This window comes from Ruegeria sp. C9 (assembly GCF_056537585.1).
The window spans coordinates 63,861-88,024 of the sequence record NZ_JBQFRU010000008.1 but is presented as its reverse complement, the minus strand read 5'-3'; the positions used below and the strand labels follow the sequence as shown (position 1 = coordinate 88,024).

Annotated in this window: 22 protein-coding genes; 15 read left to right on the top strand and 7 right to left on the bottom strand. The window is 58.2% G+C overall.

Annotation, left to right across the window (positions count from 1 at the left end; genetic code table 11):
* Positions 1–10: 10 nt before the first annotated feature.
* On the bottom strand, positions 11–721 hold the full coding sequence (locus ACR0NE_RS19450) for a GntR family transcriptional regulator (RefSeq protein WP_170595120.1): 711 nt from the start codon (positions 719–721) through the stop codon (positions 11–13).
* A 105-nt stretch (positions 722–826) separates the two neighbouring features.
* Here ACR0NE_RS19450 and ACR0NE_RS19445 point away from each other — a divergent pair, with 105 nt between their 5' ends.
* The 6 genes from ACR0NE_RS19445 to ACR0NE_RS19420 are packed head-to-tail and all read left to right on the top strand — an operon-like array spanning position 827 to position 6,404.
* A complete protein-coding gene (locus ACR0NE_RS19445; RefSeq protein ID WP_170513705.1) occupies positions 827–1,981 on the top strand; it encodes an LLM class flavin-dependent oxidoreductase in 1,155 nt (384 codons plus the stop codon).
* On the top strand, positions 1,981–2,871 hold the full coding sequence (locus tag ACR0NE_RS19440; RefSeq protein ID WP_170595123.1) for an aldo/keto reductase: 891 nt from the start codon (positions 1,981–1,983) through the stop codon (positions 2,869–2,871). Before ACR0NE_RS19445 ends, ACR0NE_RS19440 begins: the two co-directional genes overlap by 1 nt.
* Positions 2,871–3,386, top strand: a complete 516-nt coding sequence (locus ACR0NE_RS19435) for a flavin reductase family protein (protein ID WP_170408253.1) — start codon at positions 2,871–2,873, stop codon at positions 3,384–3,386. Before ACR0NE_RS19440 ends, ACR0NE_RS19435 begins: the two co-directional genes overlap by 1 nt.
* Before the next feature lie 53 nt (positions 3,387–3,439).
* A complete protein-coding gene (locus ACR0NE_RS19430) occupies positions 3,440–4,027 on the top strand; it encodes a TRAP transporter small permease subunit (RefSeq protein WP_170595127.1) in 588 nt (195 codons plus the stop codon).
* Positions 4,028–5,317: a TRAP transporter large permease gene (locus ACR0NE_RS19425; RefSeq protein ID WP_170398321.1), complete on the top strand. Its 1,290-nt coding sequence runs from the start codon at positions 4,028–4,030 to the stop codon at positions 5,315–5,317.
* Positions 5,318–5,342: 25 nt separating this feature from the next.
* Positions 5,343–6,404 (top strand): TRAP transporter substrate-binding protein, encoded by a 1,062-nt coding sequence (locus tag ACR0NE_RS19420; protein WP_170595130.1) that lies wholly within the window; start codon positions 5,343–5,345, stop codon positions 6,402–6,404.
* 30 nt (positions 6,405–6,434) lie between these two features.
* Here the strand turns inward: ACR0NE_RS19420 and ACR0NE_RS19415 are convergent, their stop codons facing one another.
* The gene (locus ACR0NE_RS19415) at positions 6,435–6,905 is read right to left on the bottom strand and encodes a tetratricopeptide repeat protein (RefSeq protein ID WP_170595133.1); all 471 of its coding nucleotides are present in this window, start codon (positions 6,903–6,905) and stop codon (positions 6,435–6,437) included.
* A 15-nt stretch (positions 6,906–6,920) separates the two neighbouring features.
* On the opposite strand from ACR0NE_RS19415, the gene ACR0NE_RS19410 reads away from it, so the two are divergent.
* The 3 genes from ACR0NE_RS19410 (at position 6,921) to ACR0NE_RS19400 (ending at position 10,822) form a co-directional block, all read left to right on the top strand.
* On the top strand, positions 6,921–8,189 hold the full coding sequence (locus ACR0NE_RS19410) for a cytochrome c peroxidase (protein WP_170595136.1): 1,269 nt from the start codon (positions 6,921–6,923) through the stop codon (positions 8,187–8,189).
* A 75-nt stretch (positions 8,190–8,264) separates the two neighbouring features.
* Positions 8,265–9,650 carry a bifunctional enoyl-CoA hydratase/phosphate acetyltransferase gene (locus ACR0NE_RS19405; RefSeq protein WP_170595139.1) on the top strand — a complete coding sequence of 462 codons (1,386 nt, stop codon included), beginning with the start codon at positions 8,265–8,267 and terminating at the stop codon, positions 9,648–9,650.
* Positions 9,650–10,822 carry an acetate/propionate family kinase gene (locus ACR0NE_RS19400; RefSeq protein ID WP_170595142.1) on the top strand — a complete coding sequence of 391 codons (1,173 nt, stop codon included), beginning with the start codon at positions 9,650–9,652 and terminating at the stop codon, positions 10,820–10,822. The genes ACR0NE_RS19405 and ACR0NE_RS19400 overlap by 1 nt, the downstream gene beginning before the upstream one ends.
* 213 nt (positions 10,823–11,035) lie before the next feature.
* On the opposite strand, the gene gph is transcribed toward ACR0NE_RS19400, so the two are convergent.
* The gene (gene gph, locus ACR0NE_RS19395) at positions 11,036–11,698 is read right to left on the bottom strand and encodes a phosphoglycolate phosphatase (protein WP_170595145.1); all 663 of its coding nucleotides are present in this window, start codon (positions 11,696–11,698) and stop codon (positions 11,036–11,038) included.
* 225 nt (positions 11,699–11,923) lie between these two features.
* Here gph and hemP point away from each other — a divergent pair, with 225 nt between their 5' ends.
* Together hemP and ACR0NE_RS19385 are read left to right on the top strand one after the other, a co-directional pair.
* Complete coding sequence (gene hemP, locus ACR0NE_RS19390; protein ID WP_170398358.1) at positions 11,924–12,091, top strand: hemin uptake protein HemP; 168 nt, start codon at positions 11,924–11,926, stop codon at positions 12,089–12,091.
* Entirely contained in the window at positions 12,088–12,564 is a 477-nt protein-coding gene (locus ACR0NE_RS19385) for a hypothetical protein (protein ID WP_170425639.1), read from the top strand. The genes hemP and ACR0NE_RS19385 overlap by 4 nt, the downstream gene beginning before the upstream one ends.
* Positions 12,565–12,610: 46 nt before the next feature.
* Here the strand turns inward: ACR0NE_RS19385 and ACR0NE_RS19380 are convergent, their stop codons facing one another.
* The 3 genes from ACR0NE_RS19380 to ACR0NE_RS19370 form a co-directional block, all read right to left on the bottom strand.
* The gene (locus ACR0NE_RS19380; RefSeq protein WP_170595148.1) at positions 12,611–15,676 is read right to left on the bottom strand and encodes an aminotransferase class III-fold pyridoxal phosphate-dependent enzyme; all 3,066 of its coding nucleotides are present in this window, start codon (positions 15,674–15,676) and stop codon (positions 12,611–12,613) included.
* Between the two features lie 104 nt (positions 15,677–15,780).
* On the bottom strand, positions 15,781–16,707 hold the full coding sequence (locus ACR0NE_RS19375) for an NAD(P)-dependent oxidoreductase (RefSeq protein WP_480459897.1): 927 nt from the start codon (positions 16,705–16,707) through the stop codon (positions 15,781–15,783).
* 114 nt (positions 16,708–16,821) lie between these two features.
* A complete protein-coding gene (locus tag ACR0NE_RS19370; RefSeq protein ID WP_170425645.1) occupies positions 16,822–17,463 on the bottom strand; it encodes a pyridoxamine 5'-phosphate oxidase family protein in 642 nt (213 codons plus the stop codon).
* Between the two features lie 219 nt (positions 17,464–17,682).
* Between ACR0NE_RS19370 and ACR0NE_RS19365 the strand changes: the two genes are divergently transcribed.
* On the top strand, positions 17,683–18,840 hold the full coding sequence (locus tag ACR0NE_RS19365) for an acyl-CoA dehydrogenase family protein (RefSeq protein ID WP_170398374.1): 1,158 nt from the start codon (positions 17,683–17,685) through the stop codon (positions 18,838–18,840).
* 216 nt (positions 18,841–19,056) lie between these two features.
* The gene (locus tag ACR0NE_RS19360) at positions 19,057–19,809 is read left to right on the top strand and encodes a nuclear transport factor 2 family protein (RefSeq protein WP_170595151.1); all 753 of its coding nucleotides are present in this window, start codon (positions 19,057–19,059) and stop codon (positions 19,807–19,809) included.
* Positions 19,810–19,816: 7 nt separating this feature from the next.
* Here ACR0NE_RS19360 and ACR0NE_RS19355 read toward each other — a convergent pair whose 3' ends face one another.
* The gene (locus ACR0NE_RS19355; RefSeq protein ID WP_170595154.1) at positions 19,817–20,716 is read right to left on the bottom strand and encodes a LysR substrate-binding domain-containing protein; all 900 of its coding nucleotides are present in this window, start codon (positions 20,714–20,716) and stop codon (positions 19,817–19,819) included.
* Between the two features lie 217 nt (positions 20,717–20,933).
* On the opposite strand from ACR0NE_RS19355, the gene ACR0NE_RS19350 reads away from it, so the two are divergent.
* Both ACR0NE_RS19350 and ACR0NE_RS19345 read left to right on the top strand, forming a co-directional pair.
* Positions 20,934–23,126, top strand: coding sequence for a thiamine pyrophosphate-dependent enzyme (locus tag ACR0NE_RS19350; protein WP_170595157.1), 2,193 nt, complete (start codon positions 20,934–20,936; stop codon positions 23,124–23,126).
* On the top strand, positions 23,123–24,157 hold the full coding sequence (locus ACR0NE_RS19345) for an ACP S-malonyltransferase (protein ID WP_170595159.1): 1,035 nt from the start codon (positions 23,123–23,125) through the stop codon (positions 24,155–24,157). Before ACR0NE_RS19350 ends, ACR0NE_RS19345 begins: the two co-directional genes overlap by 4 nt.
* Positions 24,158–24,164: the final 7 nt, after the last annotated feature.

Below are 24,164 nucleotides of genomic sequence, written 5' to 3'. Positions count from 1 at the left end.
GCAGTTCCTTTTATTTCAGGCGTTGAACGTATGTGGCTCGATCTGAATCAAACCATGTTTTTGAAAACTCGATAGGTTCAGCTTTCTCAGACCAACTGAACCGTTCGATATACCCTGCGGCTTGGCCCGCAGGTTTGGTGAAGCCTTCAGGAGTCCAGTCGGGCAGGGCACTGACAGAAACGCGATCCTCTGCCCGTGTGATCCAGAAGCCAAGTTGTTGCTGGTAATAGCGATAAAGCGAGTCGGACAGCAGGTTCTGGTCGATGGTCCCGGCTGATTCGTCCAGCCAGATTTCTTCGACCGCGATGATTGTGTCATTCAGATAACGCATCCGACGTACACGCGAACCGCTATCAGACAGGCCGAACTTCGGCAGTTTCGCAGGCTTCTTGAGATGATCAACCGACAGGATGTCGGCACGCGGCAACCCGCCGCCTTCGGGCAGTTCCAGCCGGAACATAGCATAGACGCTGTTCTGCGTTCCGGTCTCGCGGATGTAGTTGCCCGAACCCTGAATACGCTCCAACATGCCTTTTTTCTCAAGCTCGGCGAGGGATTTTCGCAAGGTCCCGACCGAGACATTTAGGTTCGAAGCCATGTCCCGTTCAGGTGGAAGACGCTCACCATCAATCAGACGGCCCGCAGCAATATCGCGGATCAGAAGCTCTGAGATCTGGACATAGATCGGCAGGGCATTTGGATTGCGGCTGTTGGCGGACATTGAGGGCGCTTCACTCGGTCGCAGGAAAAATTGATACACTATTGATCTACATCAATGCGCTTGCTACGCAAGAGGAAAGTCAAAGATGTACGGAGCGTGAATCAAATGACCATCGTCCCCATCACATCCCCCGACCTGGATGCGGCCGAGGTTTCGTGGTTTGCAGCGCTTTGCTCGGATGACTACCAGTTTCTGGGTGTGCCCGATGGTGATCTGCGATCCAGTTGGGAGCATTGTTCAGGCATCGTGAAAGAGGCCGAGGCGCAAGGCTTTCGCAACATCCTGTGTCCGTCATCGTACCAGGTCGGTCAGGATACGTTGAGCTTTGTTGCAGGCTGCGCCCCGATCACTGAAAAGATCAACCTGCTGGCCGCCGTGCGCTGTGGCGAAATGCAGCCCATCATGCTGGCCCGTACCATCGCGACGCTGGACCACATGCTAAAGGGGCGGCTGACGGTTAACATCATCTCGTCCGATTTCCCGGGCGAGAAAGCCGACAGTGCGTACCGCTATCAGCGTTCGCGCGAAGTGGTCGAGATCCTGAAACAGGCCTGGACGCAGGACGAAATCAACCATGCGGGCGAGGTCTATAACTTTTCAGGCCTGACCACTGACCCGGCTCGGCCTTACCAGACCGGTGGCCCACTGCTGTATTTCGGCGGCTACTCGCCGTCTGCTTTGGACCTGTGCGGCGAGCATTGCGATGTCTACCTGATGTGGCCGGAAACAAAGGATCAGTTGGCCGAGCGGATGAAAGCCGTTCATGCGGTTGCCGAGAATTACAATCGTACTCTGGATTACGGCCTGCGCGTACACATGATTGTTCGCGATACCGAGGCTGAGGCACAGGAATACGCCGACTACATCGTCTCGAAACTGGATGACGAATATGGTCGTGCGATCCGCGAGCGGGCACTGGACGCGACATCCTTGGGCGTGGCGCATCAATCCAAGAACCGCGATCTGGCCGACGAATATGGCTATGTCGAACCCGGCCTTTGGACCGGCGTCGGACGCGCACGGTCGGGCTGTGGTGCTGCGCTGGTCGGTTCGACCGATCAAGTTATGTCTAAAATCGAAGAGTATCAGAAGATGGGCATCCGCGCCTTCATCTTCTCGGGCTACCCGCACATGGACGAGGCCAAGCATTTTGGCGCCCGTGTGATGCCCAACCTGAAAACCTGCTCGCTTCCCGAAGCCTACGGGCGCGTGCCAGCAACCACCCCGGCAACCCCGCTGGGCAACGGAGTTCGTCGCTGATGCAACGTGTGAAACTATCTGACACGCTGGAAATGAGCCGTCTTGTCTATGGCATGTGGCGCTTGGGTGATGACAGTGACACCTCGACTGCGCATGTTGAGGCCAAGATTCAGGCCTGTCTGGATCAGGGCATCACCACCTTCGATCAGGCCGACATTTATGGCGGATACGCGGCCGAAGCCGTTCTGGGCAATGCCTTGCGCACCAATCCCAGCCTGCGCCAGAAAATGGAGATCGTCACCAAATGTGACATCGTCGCGCCGATGGGGCGTTATGCCGAGGCCAAGGTCAAATATTACGACACGTCGCGTGCGCATATTCTGAAATCGGTCGATACATCTCTGTCGGAAATGGCGATCGACCACATCGACTTGCTACTGATCCACCGCCCGGATCCAATGATGGATCACCATGAAACCGGTGCAGCGCTGGATGAGGTGGTTGCCAGTGGCAAGGTCGGCGCGGTTGGTGTGTCCAACTTCCGCCCTTGGGACTGGTCTTTGCTGCAGTCGGCGATGAAAACCCAGTTGGTCACCAATCAGATCGAGATATCTCTGGGCGAGATCAGCCCGTTCACCAACGGTGATCTGGCGTTCCATCAACAGCATGGTCACTCGCTTATGGCGTGGTCTCCACTGGGTGGAGGCCTTTTGATGGCCGGGAATCCACCGGTCGGCGTTGTAGCGGATGAGATCGCCGCAGAATTCGGGGTGGATCGCGCCGCTGTGGCCGTTGCCTTCCTGCTCACGCATCCAGCAAGCATACTGCCTGTTCTGGGCACAAATAATCTGGGCCGTATCAAACGCGCCTCGGATGCGTTGAAGGTCAAGCTGGATCGTGAAAGCTGGTACCGCCTGTATGAGGCGGCGCTGGGGCATGAGGTGCCATGATGAACGCAATCTCGCGCGATATGAACCATACATTCGTCCCGCATAAGGACGACACGCGAACCCTGCGCGATGCTTTTGGCCGTTTTGCCACCGGAGTTACTGTCGTGACCTGCGACAGTGAGGATGGGCCAATCTGCATTACCGCCAACAGCTTTTCGTCCCTGTCGCTGGATCCGCCGCTGGTGATGTGGGCGGGCGACCGCAATTCGCGCCGGTTCCGCTATTTTCACGCGGCGCGTCACTTCAGTGTGCATGTTCTGTCTGCTGAACAGGCCGAGCTGTGCTTTGGCTGTTCAAAAGACGCCCATGCGCTGCGTGATATCGAACATGACCGTTGTGAAAACGGCACCCCGTTGTTGCCGGGCAGTCTTGCCCGGTTCGAATGCGAGCAGCACGCTTATCACGATGCAGGCGATCATGTGATCGTGGTGGGCAAAGTTCTGAAAGTCAGCATGGCGGATGGAGACGCGCTGACGTTCTTTGCCGGAAAACTCGGCCAATTCGCGCAGAGCTAAGCGCGATATGACGACTGCGGGTCAAACCCGCAGCTGACAGTGGGAGGATCCGCATGGGCGGACTGGCATCGGCGTTGACGCCGATTGCATTCGTGAACGAAACCGTGCTGCGTCTGGGCCGCGCGGTCGGTGTTGTTGCGATTGCAGTTATGGTTATCGCGATCCTGATTCAGGTGTTCTTCCGATATGTCTTGGGCAACGCCCTGCCATGGCCGGATGAGGCTGCCCGGTTCTGCATGCTCTGGATGACGGGCCTGATGGCCCCCACAGCTTTCCGTCGCGGAGGGTTCGTCGCCATCGATATGCTTGCGCGCTTCCTGCCGCGCGTGCTTGGTCAATCGCTCAATTTGTTCCTGCTGCTGATCTCGCTGGCCGTGCTGCTTGTTGCGGTCAATATCGGCTGGTCTGAGGTTACGGGCTTTGGTGGCCGGTTCGCCACTGCGGCGTTGTACCTGCCTACCTCTTTCGGGTTCGATGAATGGTACCGTATTCCGCGCAGTTGGATGATGGCCTCGCTGCTGGTTGGGATCATCTTGCTGATCTCGGTCAATATCGAACTGATCTTGCGGTCGATAGTAACCATGTTGGGCGGAGCATATCTTTTGCCTGAAATTCCCGAAGCTGCGGTGGGGGCTGAATAAATGCTGATTTGGTTCCTGCCCACCTTCCTGATTTTCCTGCTGATCGGCCTGCCGGTCTTTTTCGCACTGCTGGCAGCGCCCGGCATTCTGCTATGGCTTAGCGGTCAGACCAACGACATTACGCTGCTCTATCGCAATGTCTATAACGGTATGGATAGCTTCCCGCTGATGGCGATCCCTTTCTTCATGCTGGCCGGAGAACTCATGAACCGGGGCGGCATTACCATCCGACTTGTGGAGTTCAGCCAGGCCCTGATGGGCCACCTGCGGGGCGGCCTTGCGCATGTGAACGTCCTCAGCTCGATCCTGTTCGCGGGCCTTTCAGGATCCGCTGTCGCCGATACTTCGGCGCTTGGGTCAATGCTGATCCCGGCGATGGAGAAGCAAGGCTATACCCGCAAATTTGCCGCCGCGATCACGGCAGCCAGTTCGGTGATCGGGCCGATCATCCCGCCCTCGGGCATCATGATCATCTATGCCTATGTCATGGGTGAAAGTGTGGCTGCGCTCTTTCTCGCTGGCATCGTGCCTGGGGTCATGGTCGGTGTCGGTTTGATGCTCATGATCAAGCTTATGGCGGATCGATACGACTTCCCGGTCGCCAGCCGTAAATATACTTGGCCAGAACGCCGTCAGGCCAGCCTAAAAGCGTTCTTCCCACTGATGACCCCTGTGATCATCCTGGGCGGAATACTGGGTGGCATCTTTACCCCAACCGAAGCGGCCGCTGTCGCCGTAGGGTATGCCTTCATCATCGGTTTCTTCGTCCTGCGCACATTGACGTGGAAAGAAGTCCCCGAGGTGCTCAGCAATGCAGGTATGACCTCCGCTGTCGTCCTGTTGTTGGTCGGGGCGGCAATGGCCTTCAAGACGGTGGTCAGCCTCAGCCATGCGCCGGAGCAGCTGGCCTCGCTAATCCTCAGCCTGTCGGAAAACCCGCTGATCCTGCTGTTCCTGATCAACCTGCTGCTGTTCATCGTCGGAATGTTCTTGGATGCAGGCCCCGCTATTATCATCCTTGGCCCGATCCTCGGTCCGATCTTCACCAGCCTCGGTGTAGACCCGATCCATTTTGCCATTATCATGAGCGTCAACCTGACTGTCGGTCTGGCCACCCCGCCCATGGGGCTGGTGCTGTTCGTAGCCGCCGCCGTGTCTCGGGAACGGGTTGAAACCATAGCCAAGGCAATCCTGCCGTTTCTGGCGGTCGAAATCATCGTGATCTTCTTGATCACATACATCCCCGCACTATCCATGACGATCCCGAGGATAACGGGATTTGCAAACTGAACTGAGTATCACAGGGAGGAAACGCATGCTCAGAAGATTTATCAAAACCGCAGCGGTGGCCACGTCGCTAGTGGCCGCGTCTGCGATTGCCGCGGCAGCCGCCGACTACACGCTACGCGCCACAGCAAACTCGAATGAAAACGACGAAGATTATGACGGTCTGGTCGTTTTCAAGAACTACGTTGAGGCGGCCTCGAACGGAGCCATTGAGGTTGAGCTGTTCATAGGTACGCAGCTCTGCTCGAACGGTGCCGAGTGTCTGCAGGGTGTGGCAGACGGTACGATCGACATCTACATCTCAACCTCTGGAGGGGCCTCGGGCATCTTCCCTTACGTGCAGGTTCTGGACCTGCCTTACCTGATGGCCGATGACCGCATTGCCGAACATGTCCTATCCGGTGATTTCACCCGGCAGATGCGCGACATGGCGCTGGAGGATTCCGGCGGTGCGATCCGTCTGATGACAATCGGCAATACAGGTGGCTGGCGCAACTTCGCCAATACACAACGCCGTGTTGCTGAGCCGGCTGACATGGAGGGTCTGAAAATCCGCACCGTGGTTGCCGACCTGCCGCAGGAGCTGGTCAAAGCACTGGGTGCATCACCGACCCCGATCCCGTGGCCAGAACTGTTCACCAGCTTCCAGACCGGCGTGGTTGAGGGCTCGAAAAACGGCATCACTGACATCATGGGTATGAAGTTCCCTGATGCAGGCCTGCAATATGTCACGCTGGATGGGCATGCCTACATGGGTGCGCTGTGGTGGATGAACAACGCCAAGTTCCAGGAGATGCCAGAAGATATGCGCCGCGTGGTAGTCGACGGGTTTTATGCGCTGCAGCAGGCGACCTTTGCCTCACCCAAGCGCAAGTCGATTCAGGCTTATGAGGATTTTGTAGCCGGCGGTGGTGACCTTTATGTCCTTACACCCGAACAGAAAGCTGCGTTCAAAGAAGCCGCAACCCCGGTCTATGACTGGTTCCAGTCCAATGTGGCACGTGGTGATGAGATCTTTGTAGCGTTGACTGACGCTGTGGCAGCAGCCGAGGCGGATGTTAATGCCTCACGTGATGCGGATCTGAACTGAATTGCTGGGCCGGGCCCTGGGGTCCGGCCCTCACCGAAACGGGTACATCCACCCTTTGTAGTCGTTGACCAGAACATGCGCCTTCTCGATCTGCTCCGGCGACATTTTTTTGACCACTTCTTCAAGGCTGATCGCCGCATCGGGGTCGCCGCCGATGGCGCTGAGCGTATACCACATGTACGCTCGAACCAGATCAGGCGCGGGCATGCCCAGACCCAACTCGTAGTACCAACCGATACCAGATTGCGCCCCGGGATGACCTTTCATCGAGGCGCGCAAGTACCATTCAAACGCGCGTTCATAGTCCTGTTCGACTCCAAGTCCCAACCCGTACATCACACCGATCAATTCCTCGGCTTCGGCATTGCCGGACCGCGCTGCCGGCAGCAATTCCTCACGCGCGGCTTCAAACTCTCCGGCCTCCATCAGATCGCGTGCTTTTTCCAGTTCAGCCAGCGCTGGGGTCGCGAGAAGGCACAGGGCAAATACAAACTGGCGCATGGGGTTGCTTTCCTTTTGGCAGGGGCTGCGGCAGCTCAGGATCTGCCGCGCCCGCTGACGGATGACGATTTCATCCCCTTTGATATGGAACAGGCCGCCATCGGTCATCAACTGTTTTACGATCCGATCTTGTCGGGCAACCAGAACATCAGCTGTGCCCACTGCCACCACCCGGATTTTGGCACCTCGGACGGGTTGTCGCTGGGCATTGGCGAGGGCGGGCTGGGGCTTGGCCCAGATCGCACGCCGGGCACCGGAGCGGACAAAATCCGCAAGCGTATTCCCCGCAATTCGCCGGGGCTTTGGAACCTTGGGGCAAAGGATCTTCACACGGTCTTCCATGACGGTCGCCTAAGTATCTCTGACGTCTACGGTAACGGCTTCAATTCGCCCGCGCAGGAATGGCTGCCGGAGGGGTTGAATTCACTGCTGGCCGCGCAGGCACTTTTCCCGCTGACCTCGCAATTCGAGATGGCCGGAAATGTGGCCGAAAATCAAGTCACCGGCGCGGTGCATGACCGCATCGACAAGGGCTGGCCGATCCTCGCCAAACGCGTGCGCACTGATCCGCGCTATGGGCCTGCCATGGTCAAGGCGTTCGATGACATCGACACGACCGAGGACATCACGATAACTCAGATCACCAACGCGCTGGCCGCGTTCATGGCACTGGAGTGGCGCAGCACCAACAGCCCGTTTGATCAATATCTGGCCGGAGACCATGCCGCTCTGACGCCAGAGCAATACGATGGTATGACCTTGTTCTATGGTGAGGCAGGTTGCGCAAACTGCCATTCCGGCCCGTTGCTATCGGATCAAAAATTCCACGCGCTGAGCTTGCCGCCATTTGGACCGGGCAAGACCCGCCAATGGGACCCCTATGCCCGCGACGTGGGTCATATGGGTGAAAGCAACCGTCTTGAGGACGCCTATCGTTTCCGCACACCGATGCTGCGCAATGTGACAGAGACGGCGCCCTATGGTCACAACGGTGCCTTTCCCGATCTGGAAGGCATTATTCGCCACCACTTGAACCCATCTCAGAGCCTCGCTGCCTGGACCCCTGATTTGGCCGGGCTGCCCAACGTGCCGTGGCTTGAGAATGTTGATTTCATCGTCTGGCAGGACCGGTTCGAGATGGAGCGTCATCGCCAGAAAATTGACATCGAACCGCTGGAACTGACCGATGCCCAGGTCGCAGATCTGGTGGCGTTCATGGGTGCATTGACCGGGACCACACTGGATGCGCCACTGTTCGGTGTGCCAGATGGCTTTGAGCCCTAGAAACCCATCGAACGTCATTGGAAATTTACCTGAAATCTCATAATGATCGGTGCAAAACAGCCGCCGAGAGTTTCAATGCAGTATCACAACAAGCCCTTTGATCAGCTTCAGATCGGTGACACCGCCGAGTTGACCCGGTTCTGCACAGAGGATGATTTTTATGTTTTCGCATCGAATTCCGGCAACCATAACCCTTTGAACCTGGCCGACGAAGATGGGGACGGTGATAACGTAAACGAGGCGATCGCGCCCGAGATGTTTCTTGGGGCTCTGATCTCGGCCGTTTTGGGGAATATCCTGCCGGGCGCGGGTACGCTGTATAAGTCGCAAAGCTTGGATTTTAGCGCCCGGGCATATGCGGGCGAAGAACTGCTGGCCAGAGTTACGGTGATCGAAAAACGCGATAACCGCGAGGTAGTTCTGGAAACTCAGGTGATGCGCCCTAGTGATGAGGCGCTGATCGTGTCCGGCATCGCGGTCGTGATCGCTCCGGAGAAAGAACTGTCATTCAATGAGATTGAAGTGCCTGGTCTGGTCGTCGAGCGGCACCGGCATTTTGATGCACTGCTCGATCGCTCGCGCCCGCTGCCTCCGATCCCCACGGCAGTTGTCGCCCCAGAAGAGCCCAACTCGCTGGGGGGGGCCTTATCGGCGGCGCGTGAAACCATCATCAAGCCGGTCCTGATAGGTGACCCCGACAAGATTGCTGCAGCAGCGCGTGAGATTGAGTTGCCCTTGGGTGACGTTGAGATCGTTCCTGTTAAGGACCATCTGGACGCCGCCAACAAAGCGGTTGATCTGGTTGTCGAAGGACATGCTGAAGCATTGATGAAGGGGCATCTTCATACGGACGAACTGCTACGGGCGGCGTTGCGGCGGGATCGTGGACTTCGCGCAGGGCGCCGATTTACGCATGTCTTCGTCATGGATATACCCGGCCAGCCGCATCCCTTGCTGGTGACCGATGCGGCCATCAATATCGAGCCGGATCTGGAAACCAAGATCGACATCACGCAGAACGCGATCGATCTGGCAATCTCAATCGGAATTGGCGCTCCGAAAGTGGGTGTTCTGTCGGCGGTCGAGACGGTGAATCCAGCAATCCGGTCGTCGATTGATGCCGCATTGCTGTCGAAGATGGCCGAGCGGGGACAGATCAGGGGTGGCTTGGTCGATGGGCCGCTTGCCATGGACAACGCGGTCAGCCTGGCCGCGGCGCGCACCAAAGGGATCGTGTCCGAGGTGGCCGGACGGGCAGACATTCTTGTCGTACCCAATCTGGACGCAGGCAACATGCTAGCCAAGCAACTGACGTATATCGCGCACGCCGAGGCTGCCGGGGTGGTGCTGGGCGCGCGCGTACCGATTATTCTGACCAGTCGCGCAGATGGCGAAAAGGCGCGGCTGGTTTCCTGTGCCGTCGCGGCCCTGCATGCGGCGCGGATGTCGGGTAAGATCTGATGGACCATATCATCACACTGAATTCAGGCTCGTCCTCGCTGAAGTTTGGGTTGTTCTCCGCGGGCGAAGCAGATCCGATCCTTGTCTGTTCGGGAGAGGTGGAACGCATCGGCAGCCGCGCGGCGCGCATCAAAGCAGAGACCACGGATGGCCGTGTGCTGGCCGATACCACATCCGAGGCGCTGCGTGATCAGGCCAGCGCCCTGGACTATATTCTGGATTTGCTGGAACGGCAGTTTCCGTCGGCGGGCGTGACCGCGGTTGGACACCGCATCGTGCATGGCGGCCCGGATAATGACAGGCCCATTCTGCTGACCCCCGAAAGCTTGCAGATGCTGGAAAAACTCGAGCCTTTTGCGCCCCTGCACCAACCTTACAATCTGCAGGGCGCACGTACTGCGATGGACAGGTTCCCCAATGCCAAGCAGGTTGCCTGTTTCGATACCGCTTTTCACCGCCACCACCCTTGGGTCAATGACACCTTCGCATTGCCGACCGAGTATTACGATATGGGCGTTCGGCGCTATGGCTTCCACGGTCTGAGCTATGATTACATCTCGGACCATCTGGCCAAGACTGCGCCGCTGATACATGGCGGACGGGTGGTTGTGGCGCATCTTGGCAACGGTGCCTCGATGTGCGCCATGATCGGAGGTCGCTCGGTCGGTTCAAGCATGGGGTTCTCGGCCATGGATGGTTTGCCGATGGGAACGCGTTGTGGCCAGCTGGATCCGGGCGTTGTGCTGTATCTGATGGATCAGCAAGGCATGAATGCGGATGAGATTTCGGATCTTCTGTATCGTAAATCCGGGTTGCTTGGCCTTTCCGGAATGACCAATGATATGCGTACGCTTGAGGCCTCGAATACGCCGGGTGCACGCAATGCCATCAACTACTACACGTTCCGGATACGCCGCGAGCTGGGCGCTTTGGCCGCCGTGTTGGGAGGTCTGGACGCCGTCGTGTTTACCGGCGGGATCGGTGAGAACTCGACCTATATCCGCGACCGTATCTGCACTGACATGGGGTGGTTGGGTCTTGAACTGGACCACGATGCAAACGCGGACAATCTGCGCGTCATCTCGACCGACCTGTCACGTGTGAAACTGATGGTCATTCCGACGAACGAGGAACTGGTGATCGCGCGTGCCGCGGCTGAGAAAGCCGCATAAATCCCAGTTTTTAGGCTTCTGCGCGCAAAATAATTTGGGGGATCGGGAAAAAAATCGCAGCACTACGGGAATCCCCCAATTTCGCGATCCGCGCAGGTGCGTTAACTTTTCATTAACTACCGGGCCAGTGCGCCCAATCCACTTTCACTAATTTCCCCCGATGAGGGGCTGGCTTCTTACCCCCTTGGCCGGCCCCTCGACCTTTTTTGGGGTCTATGCCTGCGTCAGGATTTTCCGAACAAGTGCAGGCAGTGCGGTACTGTTATCATAGCTGAGCGTGTGCGGCATGTCCGAAACCGGCGACTTTCGATATCCCTGTTCAAACAGCAAAAACGGAACCTGAGCCCGTTGCGCAGTTTCGGCATCAACCTCACTGTCGCCAACGAAGATCTGTGGGCCTGCGGCTTGAAGGGTCTTGAAACAGGCGTGCAAGTGCTCTGGATCGGGTTTGCGTATATCCAGCGTGTCTCCACCAAAGACCGTGTTGAAATAGGGTAGCAGGCCAAGTTCGCCCAGCACATGCCGGGCAGGGGCTTCGGGTTTGTTGGTGCAGACCCCAAGCGCACAGCCCATATCGCGAAGCTCATCCAGCGCCTGGATCACGCCGGGATAAACTACGGTCTGATCGCAGGCGCCTGCATTGTAGTGCTTCAGAGTAAGCTGTGTCAGGTCCTTGTGAAGCGTTGGCTCCAGCCCGCAATGCATCATCGCCCGCTCGACCAGCTTGGGTAATCCGTTCCCGACGAATCCCCGGATCGTATCCTGAGGCAAGGCGGGGTGCCCCTGATCGTGCAGCATTCGGTTTACCGCAGCTGCAAGGTCGGCAAGGCTGTCTATCAGGGTGCCATCCAGATCAAATACGACAACTGCTGCCATCTGCGAATCCGCCTTTGTTTGTTGATGTCCAATGCCTAGGTCGTGCTGTGCGACGGCGCAATAGAGACCCGTGGGAGCGATTGAAAAAACAGCAGCTTGACAAACCTTACTATTTTTATCAGATTAATCACACGAACAGATAGCCAGCCCAAAACAGGGTCAGCCAGATCAAGCGAAACGAAGACAGACAAGGCCAAGTGCCACAGATGCTCTGGAGATGCCCCAATGAACGCGCAAACCCCTACCTCGACCCTTAGCTACGCTGTTTCGATGCTTCCGGCCCACAAGGCGGAAGACCTCACCAATGGCGGCAATTTGGCCCATATCGAGCTGGGCGATCAGCTTTATACGCTGCGTATCACCCGCGCAGGCAAACTGATCCTGACAAAATGAGCGCACCTTCTTCGCGTGGCGGGGCGGCTGTTGGCCGTCTGGCTGACCTGAACCCCATTGAGGCCGGAGCCGTCATGTATCTGCGGCTTTGGGGTGATGGGGTCGAAGGCCGGGCAAATGCCGCAAGCGATTTTGACATCGCGCTGGGTGCAGATCAGGGACGCGCCACGATGCTGACGCTGGACCGGCTGTGTTCACTTTGTGCACATCACGGTCGCCGTCCGCTGGTGCGTCATGGGCTGGGATGTGCATGTCTGGGCGCTGATGAGAATTGTTTTGCCCAGATGATCGGTGCCGCCTCTGAAGGGGCGCGTGAAGATGCAATGATGATGGCCTCGCTGATCGTACGGCCCGATTTCGCCCCGGCACTGGCCTCGTTGTCCGAGGAACTGGGCTTGGCGTTACGCCGGATGACCGTTTCGATCCCTATGCCGACGACCGGGCACCACCCCCCACATTCAGTGCTCCACTGATCGACGGCGACAAAACCCCAGCAATTTCGCTGGGGTTTTGTGTTTCTTAGCAGCAGTCGCAGCCCGCATGATGATGATCGTGATCGCACATGGGGGCAGGGCTGTAGTCACCCACTTCGCCAAGAACCTCCCGCAGCGCCCAAAGAATCATGTCGACGTCCTCTGCTTCGATGGTTAGCGGTGGCCGGATTTTCAGGATATTGTCCTTGGATCCCTCGCTACCGATCAGAATGCGATGATCGCGCATCCGATTCTTGACGTAGCTGCAAATCTCACCGCTTTCCGAGCCATCCGGGTTAATCAGTTCCACACCCAAGAAGAGGCCGATACCGCGCACATCGCCGACACAGCCAAAGTCAGCTTCGATCTGTTTGAGGCCATCCAGCAGGTGAGCCCCCATCACACGGGCGTTCTCTTGAAGGCCTTCATCGTCGACGATGTCCAGCACCTCTTTTCCGATCCGGCAGGACAGGGTCGATCCTCCGAAGGTCGAGAAAAACTCGATCCCGTTGTCGAAGCTTTCGGCGATCTCTTTGGTAGTGACCAGCACACCCAGCGGGTGGCCGTTGCCGATGGGCTTCCCCATTACCACTATGTCAGGCAGCGCGCCCTGATGTTCAAAGCCGAAGTAATAGTCGCCCAGGCGCCCGAGGCCAGTCTGGACTTCATCGGCAATGCAGACCCCTCCGGCGGCGCGGATTTTTTCATAGACCGCAGACAGATAGCCTTTTGGTGGAATGATCTGTCCCCCGACCGAGGGGAATGTTTCAGCGATGAACCCGGCTAGGCCTTGCCCTTTTGCCTGCAATGCCGAAATCGCCGGATCAATCAGGTCAGCAAACTTCCGGGCACGCTCGGGGTCATCACGCCGGAACGAGCCGCGATAGTCATCCGCGACCTCAACCAGTTCCACCCAATCTGCCTGCCCAATACCGCCAGGTTTGTTGAATTTGTAGGCCGAGATCGCCACCGCAGCGTTTGTGTTGCCGTGATAGCCGTGATCGGGCGTCACGATCCCTTTTGCCCCGGTATGCGCGCGCGCCAGACGCAGAGCCAATTCGTTGGCCTCAGTCCCTGAGTTGACGAAGAAACAGACCTCAAGGTGATCCGGCAGTTTCGACAATACCTTGTCGGCAAAGGCGGTTTGCGCCGGGTGCAGATAGCGCGTGTTCGAATTCATGCGCTTCAGCTGATCCGCTGCAACCGCCTGAATACGCGGATGCGCATGGCCTACATGCGGAACGTTGTTGTAGGCATCCAGATAGGGTCGCCCCCATTCATCGAACAGGTGATGCCTCCAGCCACGCACCAGCATGACCGGGTCGTCGTATGTCAGGCTGAGATTGCCGCCGAAGTGTTCGCGCCTGTCCTGCAGGATCGCCTGCTTGTCGGTTGGTCGATAGAAAACCTTTTCATCAGGCAAGTTCAACAGTGCTGCGGGGTTGGGGCAGACCGCGTGCCAAAGCTCGAGCTCATCAGGATCCGCTACGCCCGGCCAGTCGGCCTGCATACCGTCGGTCGTCAACGCCAGTTGGAAATGCACATGCGGGGCCCATCCGCCATTCTGACTGGCGTCGCCCAGACGGGCAAAAGCTGCACCCTGAGCCACCGGGTCTCCCGGTTTCAAACGCTCGCTCACCTCAGGGTCCAGATGGCCATAAAGCGTGTAGAATGCATCCCCTTCGGGCGTTTCGTGGTGCAGGATCACAACCCCGCCATAGTCGAGATGCGCGTCCCTGTTTTCAACGGCTTCGACCCGACCGCTGAGAGGTGCATGCAGCACTGTTCCGGCGGGTGCAAACACATCCACGGCCAGATGCACTGTGCGCCGATCCGACGCTTTCCACGGTCCCTTGCGAAACCCCGGCTCAGCATAGATCAGGCGAGGCTCGCTGTAATACCCAAGCCAGGGACCTTCCCCAAACTCCTCACCAACCCGCGCCGCCTCGTCCAACGGCATGTGGAACGGGTTTTGAGGCCAGGTTGAGTTTTCCACCGACAGTGAGCCCATTGGCGTGTCGCTCAGATCCTGCCCGAACATCTGCGCGAAATGTCCACGATGGTTGGACAGATAGGCATGGATGCGCTCGGCCCCATCCACAACGGGCAAGCCACACGCGGCGCGCAATCGGGCGGGCATGAGTGCGCCATTGATTGCCTCATTTTCAATCAATCGCCACGCTGGGGCCTGGCTGATCGTGACATACGGATCATCCGGGTTCTCAATCGCCATCAGCGTCGAATTCACCACGGACACCGCCAACCGTGCTTGCAACAAAGGCCAGATCAGGTCGATCTCATCCGGGCGTAACCGATTGGCGGCGTGATACCCGCGTACCAGCGCAGCCAATGCGCGCTCGGGTTTAGGGTGGTCCAGAACGACATAGGCCCCGGCAATAGCCAGATCGCAAACGCGCGGCGCCGCGCACATGTCGCCAAGATCGATCAGACCCGAGATGCTGCGTCGTTCGCCCAGATTGCCTTCAACAAGGATATTGTAATCATTGGCATCATTGTGAATCGCCTGCTTTGGCAATGCACCCAGTTGATCAGAGATCGCCTCAAAATCCGCCGCGATTTGTTGAACGCGCGCGCGTCTTGCCGGATCAGAGATGGCCTCTAGTTGGTCGACGATCCAGCTCGCCCGCGTCAAATCCCATTTGAAATCGGCGCGCTGCAAACCCTCATGGGTGAACCCCTCCAGCGCCCGGTCGGTTGCGCCCAGAACACGGCCCAGTTTTAGTATCAGGTCTTCGGTCTTGGGCGCGCTGCTTGCATAGCATGCCCCCGGCAGTCGTTCCTGCAGCCAGACCAGTCGCGGTTGCCCATGTGCGTCGGCAATCTCAGGCAACATCATCCCGTTCAAATCGGGATAAACAGCAGGAAAGGGCAATCCGGGCGCTGCTGCGCTGAGATGTTCCAGCGCCTTGATCTGCAGATCGACCAATGCCGCATCGCACCCCGCGCGCATCACCTTGAGCACATAATCCTGCCCGTTGGTGGCTTTGACCAGAAAGTTGAGGTCGTACTCCCCATCCAGACGCGTCAGACGGGCGTCCAGACCCCAGTGTTCACGCAGGCGACCAGCCCAGAAAGTGTTCATGTCGCTCATGCGCTATCTCTTGCAACTGCCACGGTGATCCTCTTCATCTGGCCAAAAATATCTTCGGGCGGAGTCGCGCCCTGGCGCGATGGGGCAGACAGCCCCCCCTTTGCTCAGTCCAGTGCTCGCAACCGTTTGAACAACGAGGACGTATCCCACCGGCCCCCGCCAAGTTTCTGCACGTCTTTGTAGAACTGGTCGACCAGCGCCGTCACTGGCAGTGAAGCCCCGGTCTCATTGGCGGTATCCAGACAGATTCCCAGATCCTTGCGCATCCAGTCGACTGCAAAGCCATGCTCAAAATGGTCATCCAGCATGGTTTCATACCGGTTGGCCATCTGCCAGCTGCCAGCCGCGCCCTGACTGATCACTTCGACCACAGCTCGGCCATCAAGCCCGGCCTTCTCGGCAAAATGTAATGCTTCGCTCAGGCCCTGCACCAGCCCGGCAATCGCGATCTGGTTGCACATTTTGGTCATTTGACCCGCGCCGCTGTCTCCAATGCGGCGGCAGATTTTGGAATAGACCTGCATCACCGGCTCAGCAGCACGATAAGCGTCCATGTCACCGCCGCACATGATCGATAGCACACCATTTTCGGCTCCCGCCTGACCGCCCGAGATCGGGGCGTCCACAAAAGCAACCCCCTGTGTCTTTCCAGCCTCGTACAACTCGCGCGTGACCTTGGCCGAGACGGTGGTGTGATCAACAAATACCGCACCCTTGGCCATTCCGTGAAAGGCGCCATCTTCACCTGTGCAAACCATACGCAGATCGTCGTCATTGCCAACGCAGGCCATCACGAACTCTGCCCCTTCTGCGGCTTGCCGCGGTGTCAGGGCCATCGCGCCGCCATGCTGGGCGACCCAAGCCTCGGCCTTGGATGCGGTGCGGTTGTAGACGGTGACTTCGTGGCCGGCAGCCTGAAGATGCCCGGCCATCGGGTAGCCCATGACGCCTAGGCCAAGGAACGCAACTTTTGCCATGTGATGATCCTCTCTGTTATCCGCTCCTGCCTCAAGCGGACGGCAGGTCGTGATGTTTAGAAAGGACAAAGCAAAGCTTGGACCAAAGGGCAACCCTGCGTCACAATTTGCCGCTCAGATCCATAGCGATCGCGCGCCATTCGTTTCACATCTGAACCGGCGCGGATTTCATCTTCGAAAAACGGCCGCAGCTTTGAGCTCAGCCAATTCCCTCTGTAAACGCTGGTTTTCTGATTGCAGAACAGCCAGTTGCTGACCCAGATCATTCAGATGTGGCCGAAGCTCGGCCTCGGTAAAGCGCGGCGTGATGTGGCGGGGGCAATTCCAGTCAAGCGCTTCAACTTTGATGATCGCGGCCCGTTCTGCCTCGGTCTCGGAGCCTTTGATGTAGAGATCAGCCGCTGCTGCGGCACCTTCCGTGAATGTCATCCGCCCAAGAATCTTGAGACGGCGCTGGTTCGCGTAATCCATCAAGATCAACGCCACATGGTCGTTTCCATCCAGGTTGCCGCGCGAGATATATTGTTTGTTACCAGACAGGTCCGCATAGCCGATGGTGTGCGGGTCCAGCACTTTCAGAAACCCTATCGGCCCACCGCGAAACTGCACATAAGGCCAGCCGGTTTCTGAGACGGTGGCCTGATAGAACCCGTCGCGGGCGCGAATGAACGCCTCTTCGGTCGGTCCGATTTGGTGGCCCTGTTTTGGTCCTCGGCTCAGGAATTTCGCGTAGGTCGCTGCGGATCCCATCCGCTCTTGATGGGCGCGAACGGCAGGTGTGAAGGTCAGTTCAGAAAAGGCGCGGGGCATTATGCTGTCTCCTGCGTCGTCCGGGGCGTATGCGCAATATGGTCGATGATGGCCTGCTCTGTCAGGCGTGGGAACACAGATGTGAACGTTTGGCCCCAAATTCGGCAACGGTGCCAAGGACGTTGCGTAGTATCTGTCCTGGACGCCACGTCACATGGATTGGAAGGAATCACACACCCGGCTAGTTTTGGGCAAACACCTGATCTGGAGAGCTATTTGATGTCGCTTTTTACCAGCACCGCCGCCTGGGTTACTGACGAACACCGAATGTTTGCTGAAATGGCGGGCCGGTTCATGGATGATGCCTTGGTACCCAATACCGAGAAATGGGCCGAGAACGGGGCGGTTGATCGTACCTTTTGGTTGCAGGCGGGAGAGACGGGTCTGATGGCCGGTTCGATTGCTGAGGAATATGGTGGCGTCGGCGGCGGGATGGGTTTCGATTCCGTTACTTTGTATGAGCAGACTGCGCGCGGGGACGCAGGATGGGGATATGGCATCCAGTCTATCGTGACCCACTACATCACCGCTTATGGCAGTGAGGATCAGAAACAGAAGTGGCTGCCGAAACTGGCCTCGGGTGAGATGATCGGCGCGCTGGCCATGACCGAGCCGGGCACGGGATCGGATGTGCAAGCGGTGAAGACGACCGCTGAGAAGGATGGCAATTCTTATCGGCTCAACGGGTCCAAGATATTCATCACCAACGGGCAATCGGCTGATCTGGTTATTGTGGCTGCCAAAACTGACAAGTCGTTAGGGGCGAAGGGTGTCTCTCTGATTGTGGTCGAAACCGACGGGGCTGACGGGTTCCGGAGGGGGCGGAACCTCAAGAAACTGGGAATGAAGGGCAACGATACGGCTGAGCTGTTCTTTGAAGACGTTAAGGTGCCAATGACCAACCTGCTGGGCCCGGAAGAGGGGCAGGGGTTCTATCAACTGATGAAGCAGTTGCCGTGGGAGCGGCTGACCATCGGGATCATGGCGCTGGGCGCGATCGATTTCGCCATATCGCAGACGGTGGACTACGTGCAGGAGCGCAAGGCGTTCGGACAACGGGTGATGGACTTCCAGAACACACGTTTCAAGTTGGCCGAGTGTAAAACCAAGGCCGAGGTACTGCGCAGTTTCGTCAATGACTGCATTGGAAAACTGGAGGCCGGTGAATTGGATGCTGCGACGGCCTCGATGGTGAAATACTGGGGCTCTGAGGTGCAGAACGAAGTGATGCACGAATGCCTGCAACTGTTCGGCGGTTATGGGTTCATGATGGAGTACCCGATCGCGCGGCTCTATGCGGATGCGCGGGTCCAGATGATCTATGGCGGGACGAATGAAGTCATGAAAGAACTCATCGCCCGTTCGCTGGACGTCTGAACCAAAACACTCCCGCCCGTCTTCGACATTCCTAGCGGAACGTCTCCTCCCGTTGGGCCAGGCAAGCGCGGGCGCAGCCCGCGCTTGCCTGGCCCCCTGCCGTCCGCAGGACGCAAGGCCGAAGGCCGCGCAGGGTTTGGCTGTTGCTGGCGTTGATGCCTGACACTTCGCCTGCCATTGTGATCACGGAGTAGTCAGACCTGAAGGGAACCCGGTATGGAGAAGTCCAACAAAGATCGCATATCTGCCCTGCTCAAAAGCATCGAAACGGGCGATCCGGGTCCGGTTTCAGTGGTAAATGAAGCACGATACATCCAGCACAATCCGCAAACCCATGAAGGCAGCGAAGGGCTTGCATCCCTATTCAAACGGCTGTCCCAGACCTCACCGCACGTGAATATCGTACGCGCCTTTGAAGACGGCGACTTTGTATTTGCGCATACGGAATATGATTTCTCGCGTCGTAATATTGGCTTCGAAGTGTTCCGGTTCGAAGACGGGCAAGCGGTAGAGCATTGGGACAATATCCAGAAACGGATGGGGCCAAACGGCTCGGATCACAGTATGGTGGATGGTCCGACCGAAGTTCGGGATGTCGAGCAAACCGAGGAAAACCGGGCCTTTGTTCGCGCCTTCGTCGAAACCGCGTTGATTGCCGGGAACCTCGACCAGATAGAGGCCTGTATCAACACTTCCGCTTACGTAGAACACAGTCCGCAGTTCTCTGATAATTTGACTGCCTTGAGGACCGCATTGGCCGATAGGAACGCCCTAAACTATCAGCATCTGCATCGGGTATTGGCGGAAGGGGATTTTGTACTGACCGTGTGCGAAGGTGAATATCAGGGCACTCACAGCGCATTTTATGATCTGTACCGCGTTGCAGATGGCAAGATCGTCGAACACTGGGATACGGTTGAGTCCATTGCACCACGCAGCGAATGGAAAAATGACAACGGCAAGTTCTAAGGCCGTGTTAGGCGTGGGCGTCTGCCCCAATCTGTTCACTGATCCAGGCTTGGAAAGACCGTAGAGGCTCGGGCATCGAGCGGTCATTCGGCCAGACCAGATAATAGCTGCCAAGGCTCACGCGCGGCCCGTCCCATGCCTGGACAAGCCGCCCGGTGCGCAAATCATCCTGCACCAGATATGACGGTAACAGAGCCACGCCCAACCCATGAATCGTGGCCTGAATCATGGTCGAAAACTGATCGAACAGCATTCCCCGTAGGCCGGTGACGGGCTGGCCCTGTATCTCAAACCAGCGCTCCCAGGCATCCGGACGCGACTCCAGATGCAGCAGTGGCGCGGCGCGGAGAGCATCCAAGTTACTGAAATTGAAGGCGGTAAGGGCAGGGGCGCAGACCGGCAGGACCTCTTCCCGCATGATCGGCAGATACTGAACGCCCGCCCAATCCTGCTGACCGAAATGGATCGCGGCATCAAATGGCTCAGTCGTAAAATCAAACGGTTTGAGGCGGGTCCCCAGATTGACAGTAACCTCGGGATGACGTCGCGCAAAATGCTGCAGGCGGGGTGCCAGCCAGTGCATGCCGAACGCTGGAAGGATCGACAGGTCAAGTGACCCGCCCGCCGGATTGGCTTTGAGTTTCAGTGCGGCCTGCGCCAGATTCTGAACAGCAGACCTTGCGGTTTGCACATAGACTTTGGCTGCAGGCGTCAGGTGCAGTCGCATCTGGCTACGCTCGATCAACTGGACTCCCAGCTGATCCTCCATCGTCTTCAATTGCCGGCTGATCGCGCTTTGTGTCAAGGACAGCTCAGCTGCAGCAGCAGATGCGCTGCCCAGCCGATCTACGGCTTCAAGCGCAAGCAAGGACGAGATTGAAGGCAAGAAACGGCGGGGTGCAATCATATGACAATTCCTCATACCTATTGAACGCAATAGCACTGGTTTTTTCCTGCCGCCAGAGCGATGACTGGTGCGCCACATCACCTTTGTGGCCGAGAGGGTGCCGCGCCATCCGCGATCTTGAAATTCACGTCGGAGCGCGGGACAAGTCAGCAAGCGGGTCGCACCCGCGCAGAGGTTCCCCAAGGCCGATGACACCAACAAGACAAAAGCGAGAGACATGGACCGCGCCCAGATCGTACATGAGAATTTCCTGACCCGTGTCGCAAATCGTGATTTTCCCGACGGAGCCCCGCCGCGCGTCGGTCTGGGCGATGCTGAAGCCGTTTCGCTATTCCGGTCGCAAGTTCTCAGCCGCGCGTTGGATCGGACCAGCCGGGCGATGCAGAAGGCAGGGCAGGGGTTCTACACCATCGGCTCATCTGGCCACGAAGGGATGGCCGCCGTCGCGCACGCATTGCGCCCAAGCGATATTGCCTTTCTGCATTACCGGGATGCTGCGTTTCAGATCGCGCGTGCCGAACAGGTGCCGGGCCAGCAGATCGCGTGGGACATGCTGCTCAGCTTTGCGTGCTCGAAAGAGGACCCGACCTCGGGCGGGCGGCATAAGGTGCTGGGGTCAAGGGCGCTGATGATCCCCCCGCAGACCTCGACCATCGCCAGCCATTTGCCCAAAGCGGTGGGTGTGGCTTACGCGCTGGGGGCGGCCCGGCGACATGCGCCGGAGCATCGCGCGTTGCTGGAAGACGGGATTGCGATGTGTTCATTTGGGGATGCCTCGGCCAATCACTCCACCGCGCAGGGGGCGATCAACACGGCAGGCTGGACCAGTGTGCAATCGACGCCGCTGCCGCTGCTGTTCGTGTGTGAAGACAACGGGATCGGGATTTCGGTCAAAACGCCCAAGGGCTGGATTCAGGCGTCGATGGAGCATCGTCCGGGGATCAAGTATTTTCAGGCCAATGGGTTGGACATTTATGAAACCCATGCGGTCGCGAAAGAGGCTGCAGATTATGTCCGCAAGCGCAGGAAACCGGCCTTCCTGCATCTCAGAACCGTGCGGCTTTATGGCCATGCCGGGGCGGATGTGCCCACGACCTATCTGCCGAAAACTGAGGTTGAGGCGGATGAGGCCAATGATCCGCTTTTGCACACCGTACGACTGCTGGATCAGGCGGATGCATTGTCGCCGGATCAGGCGTTAAAAATCTACAGCGATACCTGCACCCGAACGGATCGTGTGGCTACAGAGGCTGCCAGCCGTCCCCATCTGGCCAATGCGACCGAAGTGATGGCAAGCCTGATCCCGCCTAAGCGCCCTTGTAAAGCGACCAACGGCCCGAGCGCTGAGGCGCGTGCGAAGACCTTTGGCGCAGATATGCGCGCGATGGATGAGCCGCAGCCGCTCAGCCGCCTGATCAACTGGGCGCTGACCGATCTGATGTTGGAACATGCCGAGATCGTTTGCATGGGCGAAGATGTGGGCCGCAAAGGTGGCGTCTATGGCGTCACACAAAAGCTGCAGCAACGCTTTGGTCCGGACCGCGTGATTGATACGCTGCTGGATGAACAGTCCATTCTGGGTCTCGCGATCGGTATGGGCCATAACGGTTTCATCCCGATCCCCGAGATCCAGTTTCTGGCCTATCTGCACAATGCCGAGGATCAGATCAGGGGGGAGGCGGCAACCCTGCCGTTCTTCTCGAACGGGCAGTTCACCAACCCGATGGTGCTGAGGATTGCGGGGCTCGGATATCAGAAGGGCTTTGGCGGACATTTCCATAACGACAACTCTCTGGCCGTTTTGCGGGATATCCCTGGTGTCATCATCGCCTGCCCGTCGACCGGGGCCGATGCAGCACTGATGCTGCGCGAATGCGTGCGGTTGGCGCGCGAAGAGCAGCGGGTCGTGGTGTTTCTTGAACCGATCGCACTCTACCCGATGCGCGATCTGCATGCGGCGCAGGATGGCGGATGGATGACCACCTATCCTGCGCGGGATCAGAAAATTGCGCTGGGCGAGGTGGGAGTACACGGGCACGGCACCGATCTCGCCATCGTGACCTATGGCAACGGGCATTACCTGTCGCAACAGGCCCTGCCCGAAATTGAGGCGGCGGGTCTAAAAACCCGGATTATCGATATGCGTTGGCTAGCTCCTCTGCCGGTTGAGGCTTTGCGCGAAGCCACCAAAACATGCGCGCATGTTTTGATCGTCGACGAATGCCGCAAGACCGGCAGCCAGTCCGAGGCGCTGATGACTTTCTTCGCCGAACAAAGTTCTTCTACCCGAACTGCCCGCGTTGTGGCCGAGGATTGCTTTATTGCAACTGGCCCCGCCTATGCCGCACCTCTTCCTTCGAAAGACGGTATCGTTGCCGCAGCGCTGGCTTTAACAGGAGCAGCCTCATGACCCGCACCGCCGTTGTGATCTGCCCGGGCCGGGGCACTTATAACAAGCCTGAGCTGGGCTATCTGCACCAACATCATTCGGATCGTATGGACTTGTTCCGCAGCTTCGACGCCATTCGCGCCGGAACCGGACAGGATGCGATTACTGCCTTGGATGGGGCTGATCGCTTTAGCGTCGGGAAGTACTCGCGCGGCGATGTGGCCTCACCCCTGATCTATGCTGCCGCGTTGGCCGATGCGCAGGCATTGGCCAACGATATTGAAGTCGTCGCCGTCACTGGTAACTCGATGGGCTGGTATATCGCGCTGGCCGCCGCAGGGGCATTGACCCCTGGGAACGGGTTTCGCGTGGTCAATACGATGGGCACGCTGATGCAGAAGCACCTGATCGGCGCTCAACTGGTTTACCCATTCGTCGATGAGACATGGGCGAATGATCCTGCCCGCAAAGCCGCATTGCTGGATGAGGTGGCGAGGATCGATGCGTTGCGCAATCATTCTCTGGCGCTTTCGATCGATCTGGGCGGGATGCTGGTATTGGCAGGCAATGAGGCGGGTCTGACGGCGTTTGAGGCGGCACACCCCACCGTGCAGGATCGGTTCCCATTGCGGCTGGCCAATCACGCCGCCTTTCATACGGCGCTGCAGGCCCCGGTGGCGGCGGAAGGTCGGGCGCAATTGAGTTCTGATCTTTTTGCTCAGCCCAAGTTCCCGATGATTGACGGGCGCGGCAAAATCTGGTGGCCCGGCGCAACTGACACGAGTGAGTTGTGGGACTACACGCTGGGCCATCAGGTGACCGAGACCTATGACTTCACCCATGCGATCCAGACGGCCGCACGCGAGTTCGCGCCCGAGCTGTTCATCATCACCGGCCCCGGTGCAACGCTGAGCGGCGCGGTGGCGCAGTCACTGACACTGGGGCGCTGGCGGGGCATGACCGACAAGGCGTCATTCCAGTCGCATCAGGAGGCGGATCCATTCCTCATCGCCATGGGGCGGGCTGACCAGCGCGCCCTTGCAACCAACTGAGACCAGC

Bases quoted from the DNA above. Each gene is read 5' to 3' on its own strand.
- ACR0NE_RS19450 (WP_170595120.1), bottom strand. From the start codon at position 721: ATGTCCGCCAACAGCCGCAATCCAAATGCCCTGCCGATCTATGTCCAG.
- ACR0NE_RS19445 (WP_170513705.1), top strand. From the start codon at position 827: ATGACCATCGTCCCCATCACATCCCCCGACCTGGATGCGGCCGAGGTT.
- ACR0NE_RS19440 (WP_170595123.1), top strand. From the start codon at position 1,981: ATGCAACGTGTGAAACTATCTGACACGCTGGAAATGAGCCGTCTTGTC.
- ACR0NE_RS19435 (WP_170408253.1), top strand. From the start codon at position 2,871: ATGAACGCAATCTCGCGCGATATGAACCATACATTCGTCCCGCATAAG.
- ACR0NE_RS19430 (WP_170595127.1), top strand. From the start codon at position 3,440: ATGGGCGGACTGGCATCGGCGTTGACGCCGATTGCATTCGTGAACGAA.
- ACR0NE_RS19425 (WP_170398321.1), top strand. From the start codon at position 4,028: ATGCTGATTTGGTTCCTGCCCACCTTCCTGATTTTCCTGCTGATCGGC.
- ACR0NE_RS19420 (WP_170595130.1), top strand. From the start codon at position 5,343: ATGCTCAGAAGATTTATCAAAACCGCAGCGGTGGCCACGTCGCTAGTG.
- ACR0NE_RS19415 (WP_170595133.1), bottom strand. From the start codon at position 6,905: ATGCGCCAGTTTGTATTTGCCCTGTGCCTTCTCGCGACCCCAGCGCTG.
- ACR0NE_RS19405 (WP_170595139.1), top strand. From the start codon at position 8,265: ATGCAGTATCACAACAAGCCCTTTGATCAGCTTCAGATCGGTGACACC.
- ACR0NE_RS19400 (WP_170595142.1), top strand. From the start codon at position 9,650: ATGGACCATATCATCACACTGAATTCAGGCTCGTCCTCGCTGAAGTTT.
- gph (WP_170595145.1), bottom strand. From the start codon at position 11,698: ATGGCAGCAGTTGTCGTATTTGATCTGGATGGCACCCTGATAGACAGC.
- hemP (WP_170398358.1), top strand. From the start codon at position 11,924: ATGAACGCGCAAACCCCTACCTCGACCCTTAGCTACGCTGTTTCGATG.
- ACR0NE_RS19385 (WP_170425639.1), top strand. From the start codon at position 12,088: ATGAGCGCACCTTCTTCGCGTGGCGGGGCGGCTGTTGGCCGTCTGGCT.
- ACR0NE_RS19380 (WP_170595148.1), bottom strand. From the start codon at position 15,676: ATGAGCGACATGAACACTTTCTGGGCTGGTCGCCTGCGTGAACACTGG.
- ACR0NE_RS19370 (WP_170425645.1), bottom strand. From the start codon at position 17,463: ATGCCCCGCGCCTTTTCTGAACTGACCTTCACACCTGCCGTTCGCGCC.
- ACR0NE_RS19365 (WP_170398374.1), top strand. From the start codon at position 17,683: ATGTCGCTTTTTACCAGCACCGCCGCCTGGGTTACTGACGAACACCGA.
- ACR0NE_RS19360 (WP_170595151.1), top strand. From the start codon at position 19,057: ATGGAGAAGTCCAACAAAGATCGCATATCTGCCCTGCTCAAAAGCATC.
- ACR0NE_RS19355 (WP_170595154.1), bottom strand. From the start codon at position 20,716: ATGATTGCACCCCGCCGTTTCTTGCCTTCAATCTCGTCCTTGCTTGCG.
- ACR0NE_RS19350 (WP_170595157.1), top strand. From the start codon at position 20,934: ATGGACCGCGCCCAGATCGTACATGAGAATTTCCTGACCCGTGTCGCA.
- ACR0NE_RS19345 (WP_170595159.1), top strand. From the start codon at position 23,123: ATGACCCGCACCGCCGTTGTGATCTGCCCGGGCCGGGGCACTTATAAC.